At 67.2% G+C, this 17,633-nt stretch carries 11 protein-coding genes; 3 read left to right on the forward strand and 8 right to left on the reverse strand.

The features are described from left to right. Window positions 1-189: 189 nt before the first annotated feature. Window positions 190-4,611, reverse strand: a complete 4,422-nt coding sequence (locus ACKN61_RS13140) for a DEAD/DEAH box helicase (RefSeq protein WP_408949923.1) — start codon at window positions 4,609-4,611, stop codon at window positions 190-192. Window positions 4,612-4,851: 240 nt separating this feature from the next. Here ACKN61_RS13140 and ACKN61_RS13145 point away from each other — a divergent pair, with 240 nt between their 5' ends. Next, window positions 4,852-7,338 carry a heavy metal translocating P-type ATPase gene (locus ACKN61_RS13145; protein WP_408949924.1) on the forward strand — a complete coding sequence of 829 codons (2,487 nt, stop codon included), beginning with the start codon at window positions 4,852-4,854 and terminating at the stop codon, window positions 7,336-7,338. Between the two features lie 11 nt (window positions 7,339-7,349). Beyond that, the gene (cueR, locus tag ACKN61_RS13150) at window positions 7,350-7,808 is read left to right on the forward strand and encodes a Cu(I)-responsive transcriptional regulator (RefSeq protein ID WP_031373912.1); all 459 of its coding nucleotides are present in this window, start codon (window positions 7,350-7,352) and stop codon (window positions 7,806-7,808) included. 208 nt (window positions 7,809-8,016) lie between these two features. On the opposite strand, the gene ACKN61_RS13155 is transcribed toward cueR, so the two are convergent. From ACKN61_RS13155 to ACKN61_RS13185, 7 genes are all read right to left on the reverse strand, one after another. Next, entirely contained in the window at window positions 8,017-8,307 is a 291-nt protein-coding gene (locus tag ACKN61_RS13155; protein WP_031373913.1) for a hypothetical protein, read from the reverse strand. Window positions 8,308-8,318: 11 nt separating this feature from the next. Continuing rightward, window positions 8,319-8,558, reverse strand: a complete 240-nt coding sequence (locus tag ACKN61_RS13160) for a hypothetical protein (RefSeq protein WP_408949925.1) — start codon at window positions 8,556-8,558, stop codon at window positions 8,319-8,321. Between the two features lie 210 nt (window positions 8,559-8,768). Further along, a complete protein-coding gene (locus tag ACKN61_RS13165) occupies window positions 8,769-9,524 on the reverse strand; it encodes an SDR family oxidoreductase (RefSeq protein ID WP_408949926.1) in 756 nt (251 codons plus the stop codon). 37 nt (window positions 9,525-9,561) lie between these two features. After that, entirely contained in the window at window positions 9,562-10,320 is a 759-nt protein-coding gene (locus ACKN61_RS13170; protein ID WP_408949927.1) for a histidine phosphatase family protein, read from the reverse strand. 1 nt (window position 10,321) lies between these two features. Beyond that, entirely contained in the window at window positions 10,322-11,422 is a 1,101-nt protein-coding gene (locus ACKN61_RS13175; RefSeq protein WP_408949928.1) for a phosphotransferase family protein, read from the reverse strand. Then, on the reverse strand, window positions 11,419-12,258 hold the full coding sequence (locus tag ACKN61_RS13180) for an SDR family oxidoreductase (RefSeq protein WP_408949929.1): 840 nt from the start codon (window positions 12,256-12,258) through the stop codon (window positions 11,419-11,421). The genes ACKN61_RS13175 and ACKN61_RS13180 overlap by 4 nt, the downstream gene beginning before the upstream one ends. Continuing rightward, window positions 12,255-13,502, reverse strand: coding sequence for an acyl-CoA dehydrogenase family protein (locus tag ACKN61_RS13185; protein ID WP_408949930.1), 1,248 nt, complete (start codon window positions 13,500-13,502; stop codon window positions 12,255-12,257). The genes ACKN61_RS13180 and ACKN61_RS13185 overlap by 4 nt, the downstream gene beginning before the upstream one ends. A gap of 90 nt (window positions 13,503-13,592) precedes the next feature. Here ACKN61_RS13185 and ACKN61_RS13190 point away from each other — a divergent pair, with 90 nt between their 5' ends. Further along, complete coding sequence (locus ACKN61_RS13190; protein WP_408949931.1) at window positions 13,593-14,519, forward strand: LysR family transcriptional regulator; 927 nt, start codon at window positions 13,593-13,595, stop codon at window positions 14,517-14,519. Window positions 14,520-17,633: the final 3,114 nt, after the last annotated feature.

Consider the following 17,633-nt stretch of genomic DNA (forward strand, 5'->3'; position numbering starts at 1 on the left):
TGCCTCCGCAGGGATTTTTCATACGGGACATCCCTGTCCCGATGAAAAACGGCGCGCATCCCTGCGCGCCGCCCTCCGGGCCTTCTTTTGCCTTCGCGAGTGCGAGGCTGCGCACAGCAACAGCCGCAGCCGCAGCCGCAGCCGCAGCCAAAGACAGGGCCAAGGGCAAAACCTAGCAGCGCATGCCGATCAATGCCGCGCAAGATTGCGCATCACCTCGTCGATGCTCGCCTCGGCTGCCGCCGCGGCGCTGCCCGGCCGGCGCAGCAGCAGGCGATGGACGTCGCGCTGGATGTCGGCAGGCAACTCGACCAGTTCTTCGACCTGGCCGGCGAGCAGGCTGGCCACCGCCACGCCATCGCGGAAGGCGATGCGCGCGCCGGGGATGCGCGGCACTTTGACGCCGGCGAGTACGCTGCCGGTGAGGTTCAGCGGGTCGGCCGCGGACACGCAGACCAGGGCGCCGTCGTGGGCACGCTGGCGGATCTGGCGCAGGCTGTTGACCGCATCGGGCAAGGCGAACTGCTCGCCGGACATGCCGCTGACGAAACGGCCGCCGCGGATCTCGCCGCGCGCTTCCAGGCGCCGGTAGACACGCAGCAGGTCGCGCCAGGGCGGCAGCCAGGCGGCTTCGCGCTGTATCAGGCGCCAGAACACCACGCCGTAGCGTTCGAGCAGTCGCCAGGCGATGTGCTCGTTGGCTTCGGCGTTGCGCGCCGCATCGGCAGGCGCGCCCTCGCCTTCGGCCGGCCCCGTCAACGACCAGCGGCCGGCATCCTGCAGGTCGGTCAGCAAGGCGCGGCGACGGCGGGCGCCGTGGGTCGACACGCGTTTGGACGGCGGCACCAGCAAGGCACGCAGACCGGCGTAGCTGTCGCAGGTGATGCGGCCACGGGTGACCAACTCGCCCAGTGCCTCTTCCAGTTCGGTGCGCAGCAGATGCGCATCGCGTTCGAGTTCATCGAAAAACGAGGCGCCGCGCGCTTCGAGCGCGGCGAGGACGCGTTGGGCGCGCGACGACACCGGCGCCGGATCGGCCTTGCGGCCCGCGGCGAGCCGCCAATCGGCCAATGCGCGCCGCGGCAGCAGCACGATCGGTGTCTGCCGCACGCTCGGCACGCCTTGCGGCACCGGTGCTGCGGAGGTGCCGTTGACTGCGCCGGCGTTCGCGTCCGGACGCAAACGCGCCCAGGTCACCCGGCCGGCGCTGCACAGTTCGTCGAGCCAGCTCGAATCGTAGTCGCCGATGCGCGCCGGCAGCAGCTCGCTTTCCCACACCGAAGCCGGCGCTTCGTAGCCTTCCAGTTGTTCCAGCACCGCGCGCAGGGCTTGCGGCCCGTTCATCCGCGTCGATGCGGTCGAATGTTGCCAATCGAACAGGAAGCGGGCGAAGTCGCGCGGTTCGACCGGCTCGATCTCGCGCCGCAGGCGGCCGACGGTGTAGCGGTGAATGCGCGCCAGCAGATGCCGCTCGCACCATTCCTCGTCGCCGCCGAGCAGGCTGTCGCGGCCGAAGCGGCCGCGCATGACATAGCCTTCCTGCTCCAGCTGCAACAGCGCCAGTTCGATCTCGCCGGCATCGCGGTGGCCGTCGCGAGCGAGGGCCGCGACCGTGGTCGGGCCGAGCGCGGTCAGGCGCGAACGCAGCAGCTCGACCGAGGCCTCCTCACTGCTCCACGCCGTCGCCAGGTATTCCGCGGGCACGACCACCACCGGCTCGGCCACGGCGTCGGCGAACAGTGCGCGCGCCTGCGGCAGGTTCTCGGTCGCGACCCACCACGCCGGCGCGGGTTCGCTCGCCGACAAACGCAGAGCGGTGGCGCGACCGCTGTCGGCCAATACCGTCAGCCAGCGCGGCCAATCGTTCGCCGCGGCCTCGGCGACGGTAACGAAGCCGAGCCCCATCAAGGCCTCGTGCATTTCGTCGGCGTCGCGCACTTCCGGCCAAGCCTCGCCGCGGACCGCCTCGATGGCCTCCGGATCGAGCCGGCCCAGATCGCCGGCGCTGTCGGCCTCGGCATAGCGCCGCGCCATCACCGCCTGGGTGCGGCGTTCTTCCAGCGGCGCGTCGTCGAGGAAAGCATAGGGCCGCGCATTGATCGCCTCGGCCGCAATCGGCGACGGCGCGGTGACGTCGCGCCCGATGACCTGCACCTCGCCCTGCTCCAAGCGCCGCAGCATGCGCAGCCAACCGGCGCTGTCCATCGCCTCGTACAGGCAGTCGTGCAGGGTCTGCGCGACCAGCGGATGGTCCGGCACCTCGCGCTCGCCGACCAGGTTCTCGGCGCAGGCGACCTGATCCGGGAACACCGTCGCCAGCAAGTCCTCGCTCTTCATCCGCTGCAATTGCGGCGCAACCTTGCGGCCGCCGACGAAACGCGGCAAGGCCAGCGCGGTGGTCGCGTTCCAGCGCCAGCGCACCGCGAACAGCGGCGCATCGAGCAAAGCCTGGGTGAGCACGTCGAGGGCCGAGGCCGAGTGCAGATAGCGGGCGACGTCTTCGAGCGGGAAGCTGTGGCTGGTCGACAGCGACAACACAATCGCGTCCTCGGTGGCCGCAGCCTGCAGCTCGAAATTGAACTTGCGGCAGAAGCGCTTGCGCAGGGCCAGGCCCCAGGCGCGGTTGATGCGGCTGCCGTAGGGCGAGTGGATCACCAGTTGGGTGCCGCCGGATTCGTCGAAGAAGCGCTCGAACACCAGGCGCTGCTGGCTCGGCACCACACCGAGCGCCTGGCGCGTGCGGCCGAGGTAGTCGACCAGTTGGATCGCAGTCTCGGCGTCGAAACCGAAAGTCTCGCTGAGCGCGCGCGCAGCCTCGCCGGCCTGCGGCGAGGCCGCGAGCAAAGTCTCGACCGCCTCGCGCAGCCGCGACACGCTGGCCGACAATTCGTCGCTGCGGCCCGGCGCTTCGCCGAGCCAGAACGGAATGTTCGGCGGCTGGCCCTGCGCATCCTCGACCCGCACCCGCCCCGGCTCGACGCGCAGGATGCGGTAGCTGGCGTTGCCGAGCTGGAACACGTCGCCGGCGAGGCTTTCGATGGCGAAATCCTCGTTGACGTTGCCGATGGTGACGGCCTCGGGTTCGAGCAACACCGTGTAGTCGCCGGTGTCGGGGATGGTGCCGCCCGACATCACCGCGGTCATGCGGCTGCCGCGACGCGCGCGCAGGCGGCCGTGCACGGCGTCGCGATGGATATAGGCCGAACGCGGCCCGCGCCGGGTGGTGAAGCCGTCGGCCAGCATGCGCACGATCGCATCGAAATCCTTGCGTAGCAGCCCGGCATAGGGCCAGGCGCGGCGCAGGCAGGCGTACAACGCGTCCTCGCCCCACTCCTGCGCGGCGACCTCGGCGACGATCTGCTGGGCCAGCACGTCCAGCGGCGCCGACGGAATCTGCAAGGCGTCCAGCTCGCCGCGGCGCACGCTGTCGAGCAAGGCCGCGCACTCGACCAGGTCGTCGCGCGACTGCGGGAACAAACGCCCCTTCGGCACGCCGCCGACATGATGACCGGCGCGGCCGACGCGCTGCAGGAAGGCGGCGATCGCACGCGGCGAACCGAGCTGGCAGACCAGGTCGATGTCGCCGATGTCGATGCCCAGTTCCAGCGAGGCGGTGGCCACCAGCACCCGCAGTTCGCCGCGCTTGAGGCGCTGCTCGGCGTCCAGGCGCAGCTCGCGCGCCAGGCTGCCGTGGTGCGCGGCGACCGCGTCCTTGCCGAGGCGGTCGGCGAGATGGCGCGCGGCGCGTTCGGCCATGCGCCGGGTGTTGACGAACACCAGGGTGGTGCGGTGTTCGCCGACCAAGGCCGCAAGGCGTTCGTAGACTTCGTCCCATTGCTCGTGCGACATCACCGCCGACAGCGGCGAGCCCGGCAGTTCCAGGGCCAGATCGCGCTGCTTGGCGTAGCCGATGTCGACGATCGCGCAGTCGGGACGGCCGGCCGCGTCGACCGCATCGGCGCCGACCAGGAAGCGCGCCACTTCGTCGATCGGCTTCTGCGTCGCCGACAGACCGATCCGCACCGGCGGCTGCGCGCATAACTCGCGCAGGCGTTCGAGGGTCAGGCTGAGATGGCTGCCGCGCTTGTCGTCGGCGACGGCGTGGATTTCGTCGACGATCACCGTGCGCACGCTCGAGAGCATGGTCCGGCCCGACTCCGAGCCCATCAGCACGTACAGCGACTCCGGCGTGGTCACCAGGATGTGCGGCGGCTTGCGCCGCATCGACTGGCGTTCGCCGGCCGGGGTGTCGCCGGTGCGCACCGCGGTGCGGATGCCGGGGTCGTCCAGGCCCATGCCGCGCAAGGCTTCGCTGATGCCGGCCAGCGGCGCTTCGAGATTCAGATGGATGTCGTTCGACAAGGCCTTCAACGGCGAGACGTAGACCACCGCGGTCTCGTCGCGCAGGCCTTGTTCCAGGCCTTCGCGGACCAGCGCGTCGATCGCGGCCAGGAACGCGGTCAGGGTTTTGCCGGAACCGGTCGGCGCCGCCACCAGGGTGTTGCGGCCGGCGCGGATCGCCGGCCAGGCGAGTTCCTGGGCCTGGGTCGGCGCCGGAAACGCCGAGCGGAACCAGGCGGCGATGGCGGGATGGAAGTCGTCGAGGACCATGCGTTCGCCGCGTCGCCGCGGCCTCGGGTTGTCCAGCCTAGATGGGGTCGATTCTGGCATCCCTAAACCGCGGCGAGGCCGGAATCGAAGGGTTTGCGCCTGTCCGGTGAACCATTCAGCCCGGCTACGGGCGCCCGCCAGGTAAGCGGAGGCTCGTCACGCCGGCCGAAGCTTGACCTTCCCATCATGGGAAGCCCCAACCTGCCCGGCATCCGAATCAGGACTTCCGAGAGAACGCCCATGAATGCCGCCGCACACCCGACCCCGCTGCACCCGCCGGCCCATCCGGCCGCTGCGCCCGCCGCCCCTTCCCTGCGTTTCGGCATCGTCGGCATGACCTGCGGCTCGTGCGTGGCGCGGGTGGAGAAGGCCTTGCTCGCGGTGCCCGGCGTCGAGCGCGCCAGCGTCAACCTGGCCACCGAAACCGCCGAGCTAGGCTCGGCCACGGCCGTCTCAGCGGCTGAGATCGAACGCGCGATCGCCGCCGCCGGCTACGCGGTGGTCACGCGCGAAGTCGTGCTGGAACTGCGCGGCATGAACTGCGGCTCCTGCGTGGGGCGGATCGAGAAAGCGTTGAGCGCGGTCGCCGGCGTGGTCGCGGCCTCGGTCAACCTGGCAACCGAGCGCGCGACCGTGACGGTCTTCGACGGTGTCGAAGCGGCCGCGTTGATCGAAGCCGTCGAGCGCGCCGGCTACGCCGCCGCCCTGCCGGCCGCTGCACCCTCCGACGACGACGGCGGTACGCCGCAGGCCTCCGGGCAGGCTGAAACCGCGGCCGCGCCGACCGCGATGATGTCGCGCGAGACCCGCCACCTGCTGATCGCCGCCGCGCTGTCGCTGCCCCTGGTCGCACCGATGCTCGGCCTGCTGTTCGGCGAGCATTGGATGCTGCCCGGCTGGCTGCAGTTCGCGCTCGCCACGCCGGTGCAGTTCTGGCTCGGTGCGCGCTTCTATCGGGCCGGCTGGCAGGCCCTGCGTGCGCGCAGCGGCAACATGGACCTGTTGGTTGCGCTCGGCACCAGCGCCGGTTACGGCCTGAGCCTGTATCACCTGCTGCGCGGCGATACGAGCGCGCTGTATTTCGAGACCTCGGCGGTCATCGTCACCCTGATCCTGCTCGGCAAATGGCTGGAGGCGCGCGCCAAGCGCCAGACCACCGCGGCGATCCGCGCGCTGCAGGCGCTGCGTCCGCTCAGTGCGCGGGTGGTGCGCGACGGCATCGAAACCCAACTGCCGATCGCGCAACTGCGCGTAGGCGACCGGGTCGTGGTGCGACCGGGCGAACGCATCGCCGCCGACGGCCGCATCGACGAAGGCCGCACCCATGTCGACGAATCGCTGATCACCGGCGAGTCGCTGCCGGTCGCGCGCGGCGAAGGCGACCGCGTCACCGGCGGCGCGGTCAACGGCGAAGGCCGCATCGTGGTCGAAACGCTCGCGGTCGGCGCCGAGAGCGCGTTGGCGCGGATCATCCGCCTGGTCGAGGACGCGCAGGCGAAGAAGGCGCCCATCCAACACCTGGTCGACAAGGTCAGCGCGGTGTTCGTTCCAGTGGTGATCGTGCTGGCGCTGGCCACTCTGCTCGCTTGGGGCCTGTCCAGCGGCGATTGGAACCAGGCCATCCTCAACGCGGTCGCGGTGCTGGTGATCGCCTGCCCTTGCGCGCTGGGCCTGGCCACGCCGACCGCGATCATGGCCGGCACCGGCGCCGCCGCACGCGCCGGCCTGCTGATCAAGGATGCCGAAGCGCTCGAGCTTGCACACCGCATCGACACCGTCGCCTTCGACAAGACCGGCACCCTGACCGTCGGCGAGCCGGTGTTGGCCGAACTGATCGCCATCGACGGCGATCGCGACGCGGTGCTGGCGCAGGCCGCGGCGCTGCAATCGGGCAGCGAGCATCCGCTGGCCAAGGCCGTGGGCCAGGCCGCCGCCGGACTGATCCTGCCCTCGGCCTCGACGGTCGTCGCCGTGCCCGGGCGCGGTTTGCGGGGCCGGGTCGAGGGCCGCTCGTTGCTGCTCGGCAGCACGCGCATGCTCGAAGAACTGGGCGCCGATTTGTCGCCGTGGCGCACGCAAGCCGAGCGTTTGAGCGCGAGCGGCCACAGCGTGTCGTGGCTGGCGGCCGAGGATCAGCCATCCGCTGCGGCGGTAGTTCGCGTGCTGGCCCTGCTCGGCTTCCGCGACAGCCCGCGCCCGGACGCCAAGGCCGCGATCGCGCGCCTGCATGCGCTGGGCCTGCGCACCGTGATGATCTCCGGCGACCATGCCGGCGCCGCGCGCAGCATCGCCGATGCGCTCGGCATCGACGAAGTACGCGCCGACGTGCTGCCGGAACAGAAAGCTGCGGTAGTCGCCGAACTGGCGCGCCGCGGGACCGTGGCGATGGTCGGCGACGGCGTCAACGATGCGCCGGCGCTGGCCGCGGCCGATGTCGGCATCGCCATGGGCAGCGGCACCGACGTCGCGATGCAGGCCGCGGGCATCACCCTGATGCGCCCGCAACCGGGCCTGGTCGCCGACGCCATCGACATCTCGCGCCGCACCACGCGCAAGATCCGTCAGAATCTGTTCTGGGCCTTCGGCTACAACGTGGTCGGCATCGCCCTGGCGGCGATGGGCTGGCTGGATCCGATCATCGCCGCCGCGGCGATGGCTTTTTCCAGCGTCAGCGTGCTCGGCAACACCCTGCTACTGCGCCGCTGGCGCCCGGCCGCCGGCCGATGAGGACCGCATCCATGCCCCGCAATGCATTACCGCCCGAACTCGCCCAGGCCAAGGCCGACGGCCTGCACAACATCGGCGAAGCCGCCGCCCTCAGCGGGGTCAGCGCGAAGATGATCCGCCACTACGAAAGCATCGACTTGATCCCGCCGGCCGGGCGCAGCATCGCCGGCTACCGCTTGTACAGCGATAACGACGTGCACCGCCTGCGCTTCATCAAGCGCTCGCGCTCGCTGGGGTTCTCGATCAAGCAGATCGAGACCTTGCTGGGGCTGTGGGACAACCGCTCGCGCGAAAGCGTCGAGGTCAAGCGCCTGGCCCTGGCCCATGCCGAAGAACTCGCCGGCAAGATCCGCGAGATGCAGACCATGCAGCGCACCCTGGAAGAACTGGCCCACCGTTGCCACGGCGACCACCGGCCGGATTGCCCGATCCTGGAAGATCTGGCGGAAAGCCGGGGCATTTCAGGGTAGGAGCGGCGCAAGCCGCGACCACGATGTCGCGGCTACGATGGGCGCCCGATGTAGGTTGCGACAGAGATGTGCATGACGGCTGCAACGACATGCGCCGCCGCCCGCATTGTCGCCGCCGCAGCTTACGCAGCTCTTACAAAAGCTTCCGTAGCGCAACACCTGTAGGAGCGGCGTGAGCCGCGACCGGAACGCTACGAAGGCCCCACGATCAAGCGTGATTGCGCGTCGCCGCCGCCAGGGCCTGGCGGGTTTCCTCGCCGTCGCGCCGGCCCATGGCTTCGGCGGTCTCGGCGAGCCAACGCTTGGCCTCGTCTTCGCCGTCGCTGTCGACCCGGCGCAGGTACTCGGGGGCGATCCGCGCCAGTTCGTCGCGCAGGCGTTGCGCACGCTCGTCGTATTGGCGGATCAAGGCGTTCTCGTCGGACGCCTCGATCGCACCGATTTCGCGCATCGCCTGCAGGCGCTCGAGCCATTCGCGACGGCGCTGCTCCGGGTCCATCGCCGCGCGGCTCAATTGAAGCCGATGTCGTAGGCCGTGTTCAGCACGAACTTGGCCGCTTCGGGCAGATCCGATTCCTGCGCGGCGTCGTTGGCCAGGCCGAGGAACTGGTCCGCGGCGCCGGCGACGAAATCGCCGATCACGCCACCGATTTCCCTGCCGATCATCGTACCCAAGGGGCCGCCGAGCGAACCGATGCCTGCGCCGAGTGCCTGACCGATACCGCTCGCTAGATCGCCGAAAAGAGACATGGACAGTTCCTTTGTGGGGGATGGCGGAATCCAGTGTCGCCACGGAGAAACCCGGGTCAATCTGGGAATGACCCTAGGCGTGCGCGCCGGCGATGCTGAATCGGCGAGCGTTCGAGAACATGAACGAGGCGCTGTTCTCGGCGCATGCGAGGAATCTCATCGCACGACGCATGCGTGCCGCTCGACCGCACCAGCCGATGCGCGGCCCACTCAGTTGAGCTTGGCCACCCACGACAACGGCAAGCGCTTCATCAACCAGCCGAGCAAGGCCCAAGGCCACCACGGCACGTAAGCCTTGGCCGATTCCTTGTCGATCGCGCGCACCAGCAAACGGCAACCGGTGGCTTCGTCGATGATGTACGGGGTCTGCTTGGCCGGCGCCTGCTCGTTCATTTCGGTGCGGATATAGCCCGGGAAAATCGTGCTGACCTTGATCGAGGGCTTGCGCAGCATATCGGTGCGGATGCCTTCGGCGAGCGAAGCGACACCGGCCTTGCTCGCCGCATAAGCGGTGAGGCCGCCGCGCATGCCGCGCATCGCGCTCATTGACGAGATCAACACCAGGTGGCCGAGGCCGGCTTCGCGAAAGATCTCCATCGCCGCTTCGCACTGCGCGAGTGCGGCGAGGAAATTGGTCTCGACGATGCTTCGATTAAGGGCGAATTGGCCCTTGCCGACCGGCGCGCCCTGGCCGATGCCGGCATTGACGATGACGCGGTCGAGCGCGCCGAGTTCGGCACGCAGAGAACGGAATACCGCGAACACCTGCTCGTGATCGGTGACGTCGAGGCTGCGGATGGCGACGCGGATGCCGGGATGCGCGGCTTCCAGTTCGGCCTTCAGCGCTTCCAGGCGATCGAGGCGTCGCGCGCACAGAGCGAGGTCGCTGCCGGCGCGTGCGAACTCGCGCGCCATGCCGCGCCCGAGTCCGGAACTGGCACCGGTGATGAGGATGTGCTTGCGCATGCGGCCGGCTCCTGAAGCGATAAGTTCAGCGGAAAGTTCAGCGATAAGTGATGAGGTCGTCGCGTGCGTACAGATGCGCATGGCCGTTGAAGGTGGACAGGCGCAGGCCGCTGCGGGCGACATGCAGTTGGGTGACGCTGGCGTTGACCAGGCTCCAGCTCAGGCGCAGCGCCTGCGCATCGGGCGCATCGAGCAGGCCCTGAACCACCGCGGCGATCGGGCCGCCCGAGGTGAACACCCATACGTTGCTCAAACCCGCCGCGGCATCGACGGCCGCTTGCAATGCGTCGCGGCACCGTTGCCGGAACGCCGGCCAGGTTTCGCTGTAGTCGGGGTCGTGATCGCCGCTGGACCAGCGCGTCATCGCCGCGGCGAACAGCGACTGAAAGGCGCGGCGCGGATCGACGGCAGCGCCCAGATCGGCGACCAGACGTTCGTGGTCGATGTATTCAGGTCGATGGCGGGCGACGATCTCGCGATGGTCGAATTCGTTCCAGCGTGGATCGGTGTGCGGGCCTGGGTCAAAGTGCCCGGCATCCGAGGACCCAGCCAGTGAGGATCCAGCCAAGCCGCCGTCGTTGCCGCAGGCGGAACGCATCGCCGCCAGACATTCCTGCGCGGTCTGCCGGTGCCGGCGCATGCCGCCGACGACGACGCGGTCGCCGTCTCGCCACAACGGGGCGAGCGCGGCGCCGAGCAGGCAGGATTGCTGGCGACCCAGCGCGCTGAGTTCGTCGTAATCGGCCGCGCCGAACGCGGCCTGGCCGTGGCGGATCAGATGAATCGTCGCCGCCATCTCAGGCGCCCTGCCCGCGCCGGTCGCGCGCGATCGCGCGGCGGCAACGCCAATGCAGATAATTCACCGACAGCCAAAAGCGCTTGAAGGCCGGGTTGCGGGTCTGGCCATGGTGATAACGGTAGTAGATCTGTTGCGCGATCGCCGACAGGCGGAACAGCCCATAGACTTCGTAGAACGCCCAACTGCGCGGGCGCAGGCCGGTGCGTTCGCTGTAGTAGTCCATGACCTCGCGGCGGCTGAACATGCCGGGCAGATGGGTCGGTTGGCGGCGGGTGCTTTGGGCGATGAAGTCGTCGCCGGCCTCGACCCAGTAAGCCAGGGTATTGCCGAGGTCCATCAGCGGGTCGCCCAGCGTGGCCAGTTCCCAGTCGAGCACGCCGACCACCCGGGTCGGGTCTTGCGCATCGAGCACCACGTTGTCGAAACGGAAGTCGTTGTGGGTGAGGCAGATGCGCTCGTCCTGCGGCAGGTTCGCTCGCAGCCAGTCGACGATGGCGCGGCCGTTCGGCACGTTCCAGGTGCGGGCGTCTGCATAACGCCGGCTCCAGCCGTCGATCTGGCGTTGGATGTAGCCGGCGCCGGCGGCAAGTCGCTCCAGGCCTGCGGCTCGGTGATCGACCTGATGCAATGCGATCAAGGTATCGAGCACGTTGACGCACAGGCTGCGGACCTGGTCGCGCGACAGCTCGACACCGGGCGGCAGGTTCTTGCGCGGGATCGGACCGTCCAGGCGCTGCATCACGTAGAACTCGGCGCCGATCACCGCCTCGTCTTCGCAATGGGCGTACATCGCCGGCACGAACGGGAACACCGGTTTCAACGCTTGCTGGATGCGGAACTCGCGGCCCATGTCGTGCGCCGACTTGGCTTTCTTGCCGGCCGGCGGGCGACGCAGGATCAGGTCGTCGTTGTCGTAGTGCAGGCGGTAGGTCCAGTTCGACGCGCCGCCGGCGTACTGGCTGACCACCGGTGTGCCGCGCAGATGCGGCAGGCGCGGCTTGAGCCAGGCATCGACGGCGGCGGCGTCGAGTTCCTCGCCGGCGCGCACTGCGCGGCTGCCGTCGCCGGAGACGGCCGCATGGGCGAGCTGTGCGGTCATGCCCTGCCGTCCGCCGCCGCGGCTTTCTTGCGTGCGCGGCCGCCCTGCCCGGCACGGCGCATCGCCGCTTCGTAGAAACGGTACGGCAGCAGGCGCTTGAGCATCCAGAAGCGTTTTGCCGAGGCGTGGGTGAGGATGCGGAACTCGCCGCGGGCGACGCCGTCGCGGATCATCGCGGCGATTTCGTCGGCGCCGATGCTGGCTTCGTCGACCAACTTGCGCATCCAACGCGCATAGCGCGGATCGGTGCTGCGCAGGCTTTCGCTGAGGTTGGTGCGGAAGAACGCCGGACAGGCGACGGCGATGCGGATGCCGTCGGCATCGAGTTCGGCCTTGAGCGTCTCCGACAGCGCGACCACCGCGGCCTTGGTGGCGTTGTAGGCGGCCGCGTACGGCGGATGGATCAGCCCGGCCATCGAAGCGATGTTGAGGATCGTGCCGCCGCCCTGCCGGCGCAGTATCGGCGCGAACGCCTTGCAGCCGCGCACCACGCCGAGCAGGTTGATGTCGATCATCCATTGCCAGTCGGCGATCGGCATCGCCTCGACCGGGCCCATGTCGGCGACGCCGGCGTTGTTGACGACCAGGTCGACACCCTGCCACTGCGCCAGCAGCCAGTCGGCCGCGGCCTGCAGGTCGTCCTCGCGGGTCACGTCGCAATGCTGGTAGTGCGCGGTCGCGCCGAGCGCCTGCAAGGCCGCGAGGGTTTCCGCGCCGCGCACGGCGTTGACGTCGCCGATGCACACGCGCGCACCGTCGCGCGCATAGCCTTCGGCGAGCGCGCGGCCGAGGCCGGAGGCACCGCCGGTGATGAAGACTCGTTGAGCTGCGCTCATGCGGCTTCCTTGTGGCTGCGACCCAGGCCGTATTTGGCCAGTTCCATGCGCGCGACCATGGCGCGATGCACTTCGTCGGGGCCGTCGGCGATGCGCAGGGCACGCGCGATCATGAACAAGCCGGTCAGCGGCACGTCATGGGAAACGCCGGCGCCGCCGTGGATCTGGATCGCCTGGTCGACGATGTCCTGCAGCAAGTTCGGCGCGACCACCTTGATCGCCGAGATTTCGGTCATCGCCGCCTTCACCCCGAAGCGTTCGATCTTCCAGGCCGCGTACAAGGTCAAAAGACGGGCCTGGTCGATGGCGATGCGCGCCTGTGCCACGCGTTCGAGATTGCCGCCCAGGCGCAGGATCGGCTGGCCGAAGGCCTGGCGCGCGCTGCCGCGGCGGATCATCAGCTCCAAAGCGCGTTCGGCCGCGCCGATCGCGCGCATGCAGTGGTGGATGCGGCCCGGCCCGAGCCGGCCCTGGGCGATCGCGAAGCCCTGCCCCAAGCCCAGGATCAACTGGTCCCTGGGCACGCGCACGTTCTCGAACACGACCTCGCCGTGGCCATAGGGAGGGTCGTATTCGCCGAAGGTCGGCAGCATGCGCTCGATGCGCACGCCCGGCGCGTCCAACGGCACCAGCACCATGCTGTGGCGCGCGTGAGGTTCAGCCTCGGGGTTGGACAGGCCCATGAAGATCGCCAGGCGCGCATCGGGGTGGCCGATGCCGGTCGACCACCATTTGCGCCCGTCCAGGACCAGTTCGTCGCCGTCGACGCGGACGGTCGCCTGCATGTTGGTCGCGTCGGACGAAGCGACGTCGGGCTCGGTCATGCAGAACACCGAACGGATCTTGCCGGCCAGCAACGGCGCCAACCACTGCGCCTTCTGCGCCGGCGTGCCGAAGTGATACAGCACTTCCATATTGCCGGTGTCGGGCGCGTTGCAGTTGAAGACTTCGGCGGCGAACTCGTAATGCCCCATCGCCTCGGCCAGCGGCGCGTATTCGAGCACCGACAGGCCGCCGCCGAGTTCGGCATCGGGCAGGAACAGGTTCCACAGCCCGGCCTCGCGCGCCAGCGCCTTGAGTTCGGCGATGCGCGGATGCACCCGCCACTGTCGCCAATCGGCGCCGGCATTGAGCTGCGCGTTCTCGCGCCGGTACTGCGCCTCGAATGGCTCGATGTGTTCGGCGATGAAGCCGCGCAAGCGTTGCAAGTGCTCGACGGTGCGGGCGCTCGGAGCGAAGTCCATCACGGATTCCTGGCGCGGGCGGTGGCCCGGTCCGGATCATCCTAGGCGGGCGGCCGGGCTGAATGAAGTGATATTTGCTAACTTCCCATGATGAGCCAGATTCATAGCCGGACTGATCAGCTCGACCTCAACCTGCTCAAGGTGTTCGAGGCGGTCTACCGCGAGCAGAACCTCAGCCGCGCCGCCCAGGCCTTGTTCCTGACCCCGTCCGCGGTCAGCCATGCCCTGGCCCGTCTGCGCCTGCAGTTCGGCGACCCGCTGTTCGTCCGCGACGGCCGCCGCATGAGCCCGACCCCGGCCTGCCAGCGTCTGGCCCCGAGCCTGCTCGACGCCCTCGGCCGCCTGCGCGAGCTATTGCAGCAGTGGGACCGCTTCGACCCGGCGCGGACCCGGCAGTCGTTCCGCGTCGGCATGCCCGACGCGACCGAGAGCGCTCTGCTGCCCGCGCTCGCACAGGCCCTGGATGCGCAGGCCCCGGGGGCGACCCTGGCCAGCGTGGCGGTGGCGCGGCGCGAACTCGGCCGCGAGCTGGCCGGCGGCCAGGTCGACCTGGCGATCGACGTCGCCCTGCCGATCAGCGAACCGGTGCGGCACCGGCCTTTGTTCCAGGACGGCTTCTGCGTGGTGATGCGCCGAGGCCATGCACTGGCGAAGCGCCTGAGTCTCAAGCAGTACCTGCAGGCGCGCCATGTCGCGGTATCGACGCGCGCCAGCGGCCAGGTGATCGAGGACATCGCCCTGCTCAACCTCGGCCTGCAGCGGCAGATCGCCCTGCGTTGCCAGAACTACCACTCCGCCTGTCAGGTCGTGGCCGAATCCGAGCACCTGCTGACCATGCCGGCTGGGCTTGCTGGCCGTATCGCCGCGAGCGCGCAGTTGCACCGCGCCGCGGTGCCGTTCGCGCTGCCTGCGGCGCAATTGCATTTGTACTGGCATGCCAACAGCGAGTCCGATCCGGCCAATCAGTGGTTGCGGGAGGTGGTGGTCGGGGTGTGCGAGCGGGGGTTGTTCGGGTGAGCGGCGTGCCTTTAGCGTAGGAGCGGCGCGAGCCACGACCTCGCTGTAACGGGTTTGCGGCGCTTCGTTCAAGCAAGTTCAAGATCTAGATCAAACGCCTAAAGCTTCCGCCACTAAAGCGGCGGGTAACTTTCTTTTGTCTAAAGCAACAAAAGAAAGTCACCAAAGAAAAATGCTTTTGTTTTGAATCACAGGCCCGCACGTTCGATGCCGACGCAGGGCTTTTTCATACGGGACATCCCTGTCCCGATGAAAAACGGCCCGCATCCATGCGGGCCGCCCTTCGGGTCTTCGATTGCCTTCGCGAGTGCTTGGCGGCGCACAGCCAGAGGCAGAGCAAAAGCACTGGATAGAAGTGGCCTCGACAGTTTTTCGTCAACCGAAATTCGCGGTCGCGGCTTGTGACCGAAGGAAATCCAGTAGGACGCCGCTCCTACCCTAAGAGCAAGTGCGAACCGCCAACCGCTCCGGTTGCCGTTGCCGTTGCCGTTGCCGTTGCTGTTGCTGTTGCTGTTGCTGTGAAAGCTTGGCGCAGTACCAAGCTAGCGAGAACACACGTAGACCCGGAGGGGCGGCGCACAGGACGTGCGCCGTTTTTCGATAGGACAAGGATGTCCTATCGAAAAATCCCGGCGCGCGCATCGCACTCGTGGCCTGTGCTCTTGCAAGGAGAGCCCTTTTCTTTGGTTAGCTTTCTTTTGGGCTTAGCAAAAGAAAGTAACCCGGCCGCGTTAGCGGACGGAAGCTCTGCACTTGCTTGAAGAAGGGGTGTTGCGAATCGTCCCCTGTAGGAGCGACGTAAGTCGCGACCGCGACGCCTCAATTTCGCGTCGATGCCGGCTAGCGCCCCGGGTAGGAGCGGCGCAAGCCGCGACCGCGTTGTGATGGTCTCGCGGCGCATCGCTCAAGCAAGATCTAGATCAAACGCCTAAAGCTTCCGCCACTAAAGCGGCGGGTAACTTTCTTTTGTCTAAAGCAACAAAAGAAAGTCACCAAAGAAAAATGCTTTTGTTTTGAATCACAGGCCCGCACGTTCGATGCCGACGCAGGGCTTTTTCATACGGGACATCCCTGTCCCGATGAAAAACGGCCCGCATCCATGCGGGCCGCCCTTCGGGTCTTCGATTGCCTTCGCGAGTGCTTGGCGGCGCACAGCCAGAGGCAGAGCAAAAGCACTGGATAGAAGTGGCCTCGACAGTTTTTCGTCAACCGAAATTCGCGGTCGCGGCTTGTGACCGAAGGAAATCCAGTAGGACGCCGCTCCTACCCTAAGAGCAAGTGCGAACCGCCAACCGCTCCGGTTGCCGTTGCCGTTGCCGTTGCCGTTGCTGTTGCTGTTGCTGTTGCTGTGAAAGCTTGGCGCAGTACCAAGCTAGCGAGAACACACGTAGACCCGGAGGGGCGGCGCACAGGACGTGCGCCGTTTTTCGATAGGACAAGGATGTCCTATCGAAAAATCCCGGCGCGCGCATCGCACTCGTGGCCTGTGCTCTTGCAAGGAGAGCCCTTTTCTTTGGTTAGCTTTCTTTTGGGCTTAGCAAAAGAAAGTAACCCGGCCGCGTTAGCGGACGGAAGCTCTGCACTTGCTTGAAGAAGGGGTGTTGCGAATCGTCCCCTGTAGGAGCGACGTAAGTCGCGACCGCGACGCCTCAATTTCGCGTCGATGCCGGCTAGCGCCCCGGGTAGGAGCGGCGCAAGCCGCGACCGCGTTGTGATGGTCTCGCGGCGCATCGCTCAAGCAAGATCTAGATCAAACGCCTAAAGCTTCCGCCACTAAAGCGGCGGGTAACTTTCTTTTGTCTAAAGCAACAAAAGAAAGTCACCAAAGAAAAATGCTTTTGTTTTGAATCACAGGCCCGCACGTTCGATGCCGACGCAGGGCTTTTTCATACGGGACATCCCTGTCCCGATGAAAAACGGCCCGCATCCATGCGGGCCGCCCTTCGGGTCTTCGATTGCCTTCGCGAGTGCTTGGCGGCGCACAGCCAGAGGCAGAGCAAAAGCACTGGATAGAAGTGGCCTCGACAGTTTTTCGTCAACCGAAATTCGCGGTCGCGGCTTGTGACCGAAGGAAATCCAGTAGGACGCCGCTCCTACCCTAAGAGCAAGTGCGAACCGCCAACCGCTCCGGTTGCCGTTGCCGTTGCCGTTGCCGTTGCTGTTGCTGTTGCTGTTGCTGTGAAAGCTTGGCGCAGTACCAAGCTAGCGAGAACACACGTAGACCCGGAGGGGCGGCGCACAGGACGTGCGCCGTTTTTCGATAGGACAAGGATGTCCTATCGAAAAATCCCGGCGCGCGCATCGCACTCGTGGCCTGTGCTCTTGCAAGGAGAGCCCTTTTCTTTGGTTAGCTTTCTTTTGGGCTTAGCAAAAGAAAGTAACCCGGCCGCGTTAGCGGACGGAAGCTCTGCACTTGCTTGAAGAAGGGGTGTTGCGAATCGTCCCCTGTAGGAGCGACGTAAGTCGCGACCGCGACGCCTCAATTTCGCGTCGATGCCGGCTAGCGCCCCGGGTAGGAGCGGCGCAAGCCGCGACCGCGTTGTGATGGTCTCGCGGCGCATCGCTCAAGCAAGATCTAGATCAAACGCCTAAAGCTTCCGCCACTAAAGCGGCGGGTAACTTTCTTTTGTCTAAAGCAACAAAAGAAAGTCACCAAAGAAAAATGCTTTTGTTTTGAATCACAGGCCCGCACGTTCGATGCCGACGCAGGGCTTTTTCATACGGGACATCCCTGTCCCGATGAAAAACGGCCCGCATCCATGCGGGCCGCCCTTCGGGTCTTCGATTGCCTTCGCGAGTGCTTGGCGGCGCACAGCCAGAGGCAGAGCAAAAGCACTGGATAGAAGTGGCCTCGACAGTTTTTCGTCAACCGAAATTCGCGGTCGCGGCTTGTGACCGAAGGAAATCCAGTAGGACGCCGCTCCTACCCTAAGAGCAAGTGCGAACCGCCAACCGCTCCGGTTGCCGTTGCCGTTGCCGTTGCCGTTGCTGTTGCTGTTGCTGTTGCTGTGAAAGCTTGGCGCAGTACCAAGCTAGCGAGAACACACGTAGACCCGGAGGGGCGGCGCACAGGACGTGCGCCGTTTTTCGATAGGACAAGGATGTCCTATCGAA

Source organism: Lysobacter sp. Hz25, from assembly GCF_046097045.1.
In the GTDB taxonomy this organism is placed as follows: Bacteria; Pseudomonadota; Gammaproteobacteria; order Xanthomonadales; family Xanthomonadaceae; genus Lysobacter; species Lysobacter antibioticus_B.

Excerpts from the sequence above, each read along its gene's own strand:
- ACKN61_RS13140 (WP_408949923.1), bottom strand. The coding sequence starts at position 4,611 with ATGGTCCTCGACGACTTCCATCCCGCCATCGCCGCCTGGTTCCGCTCG.
- ACKN61_RS13145 (WP_408949924.1), top strand. The coding sequence starts at position 4,852 with ATGAATGCCGCCGCACACCCGACCCCGCTGCACCCGCCGGCCCATCCG.
- cueR (WP_031373912.1), top strand. The coding sequence starts at position 7,350 with ATGCCCCGCAATGCATTACCGCCCGAACTCGCCCAGGCCAAGGCCGAC.
- ACKN61_RS13155 (WP_031373913.1), bottom strand. The coding sequence starts at position 8,307 with ATGGACCCGGAGCAGCGCCGTCGCGAATGGCTCGAGCGCCTGCAGGCG.
- ACKN61_RS13160 (WP_408949925.1), bottom strand. The coding sequence starts at position 8,558 with ATGTCTCTTTTCGGCGATCTAGCGAGCGGTATCGGTCAGGCACTCGGC.
- ACKN61_RS13165 (WP_408949926.1), bottom strand. The coding sequence starts at position 9,524 with ATGCGCAAGCACATCCTCATCACCGGTGCCAGTTCCGGACTCGGGCGC.
- ACKN61_RS13170 (WP_408949927.1), bottom strand. The coding sequence starts at position 10,320 with ATGGCGGCGACGATTCATCTGATCCGCCACGGCCAGGCCGCGTTCGGC.
- ACKN61_RS13175 (WP_408949928.1), bottom strand. The coding sequence starts at position 11,422 with ATGACCGCACAGCTCGCCCATGCGGCCGTCTCCGGCGACGGCAGCCGC.
- ACKN61_RS13180 (WP_408949929.1), bottom strand. The coding sequence starts at position 12,258 with ATGAGCGCAGCTCAACGAGTCTTCATCACCGGCGGTGCCTCCGGCCTC.
- ACKN61_RS13185 (WP_408949930.1), bottom strand. The coding sequence starts at position 13,502 with ATGGACTTCGCTCCGAGCGCCCGCACCGTCGAGCACTTGCAACGCTTG.
- ACKN61_RS13190 (WP_408949931.1), top strand. The coding sequence starts at position 13,593 with ATGAGCCAGATTCATAGCCGGACTGATCAGCTCGACCTCAACCTGCTC.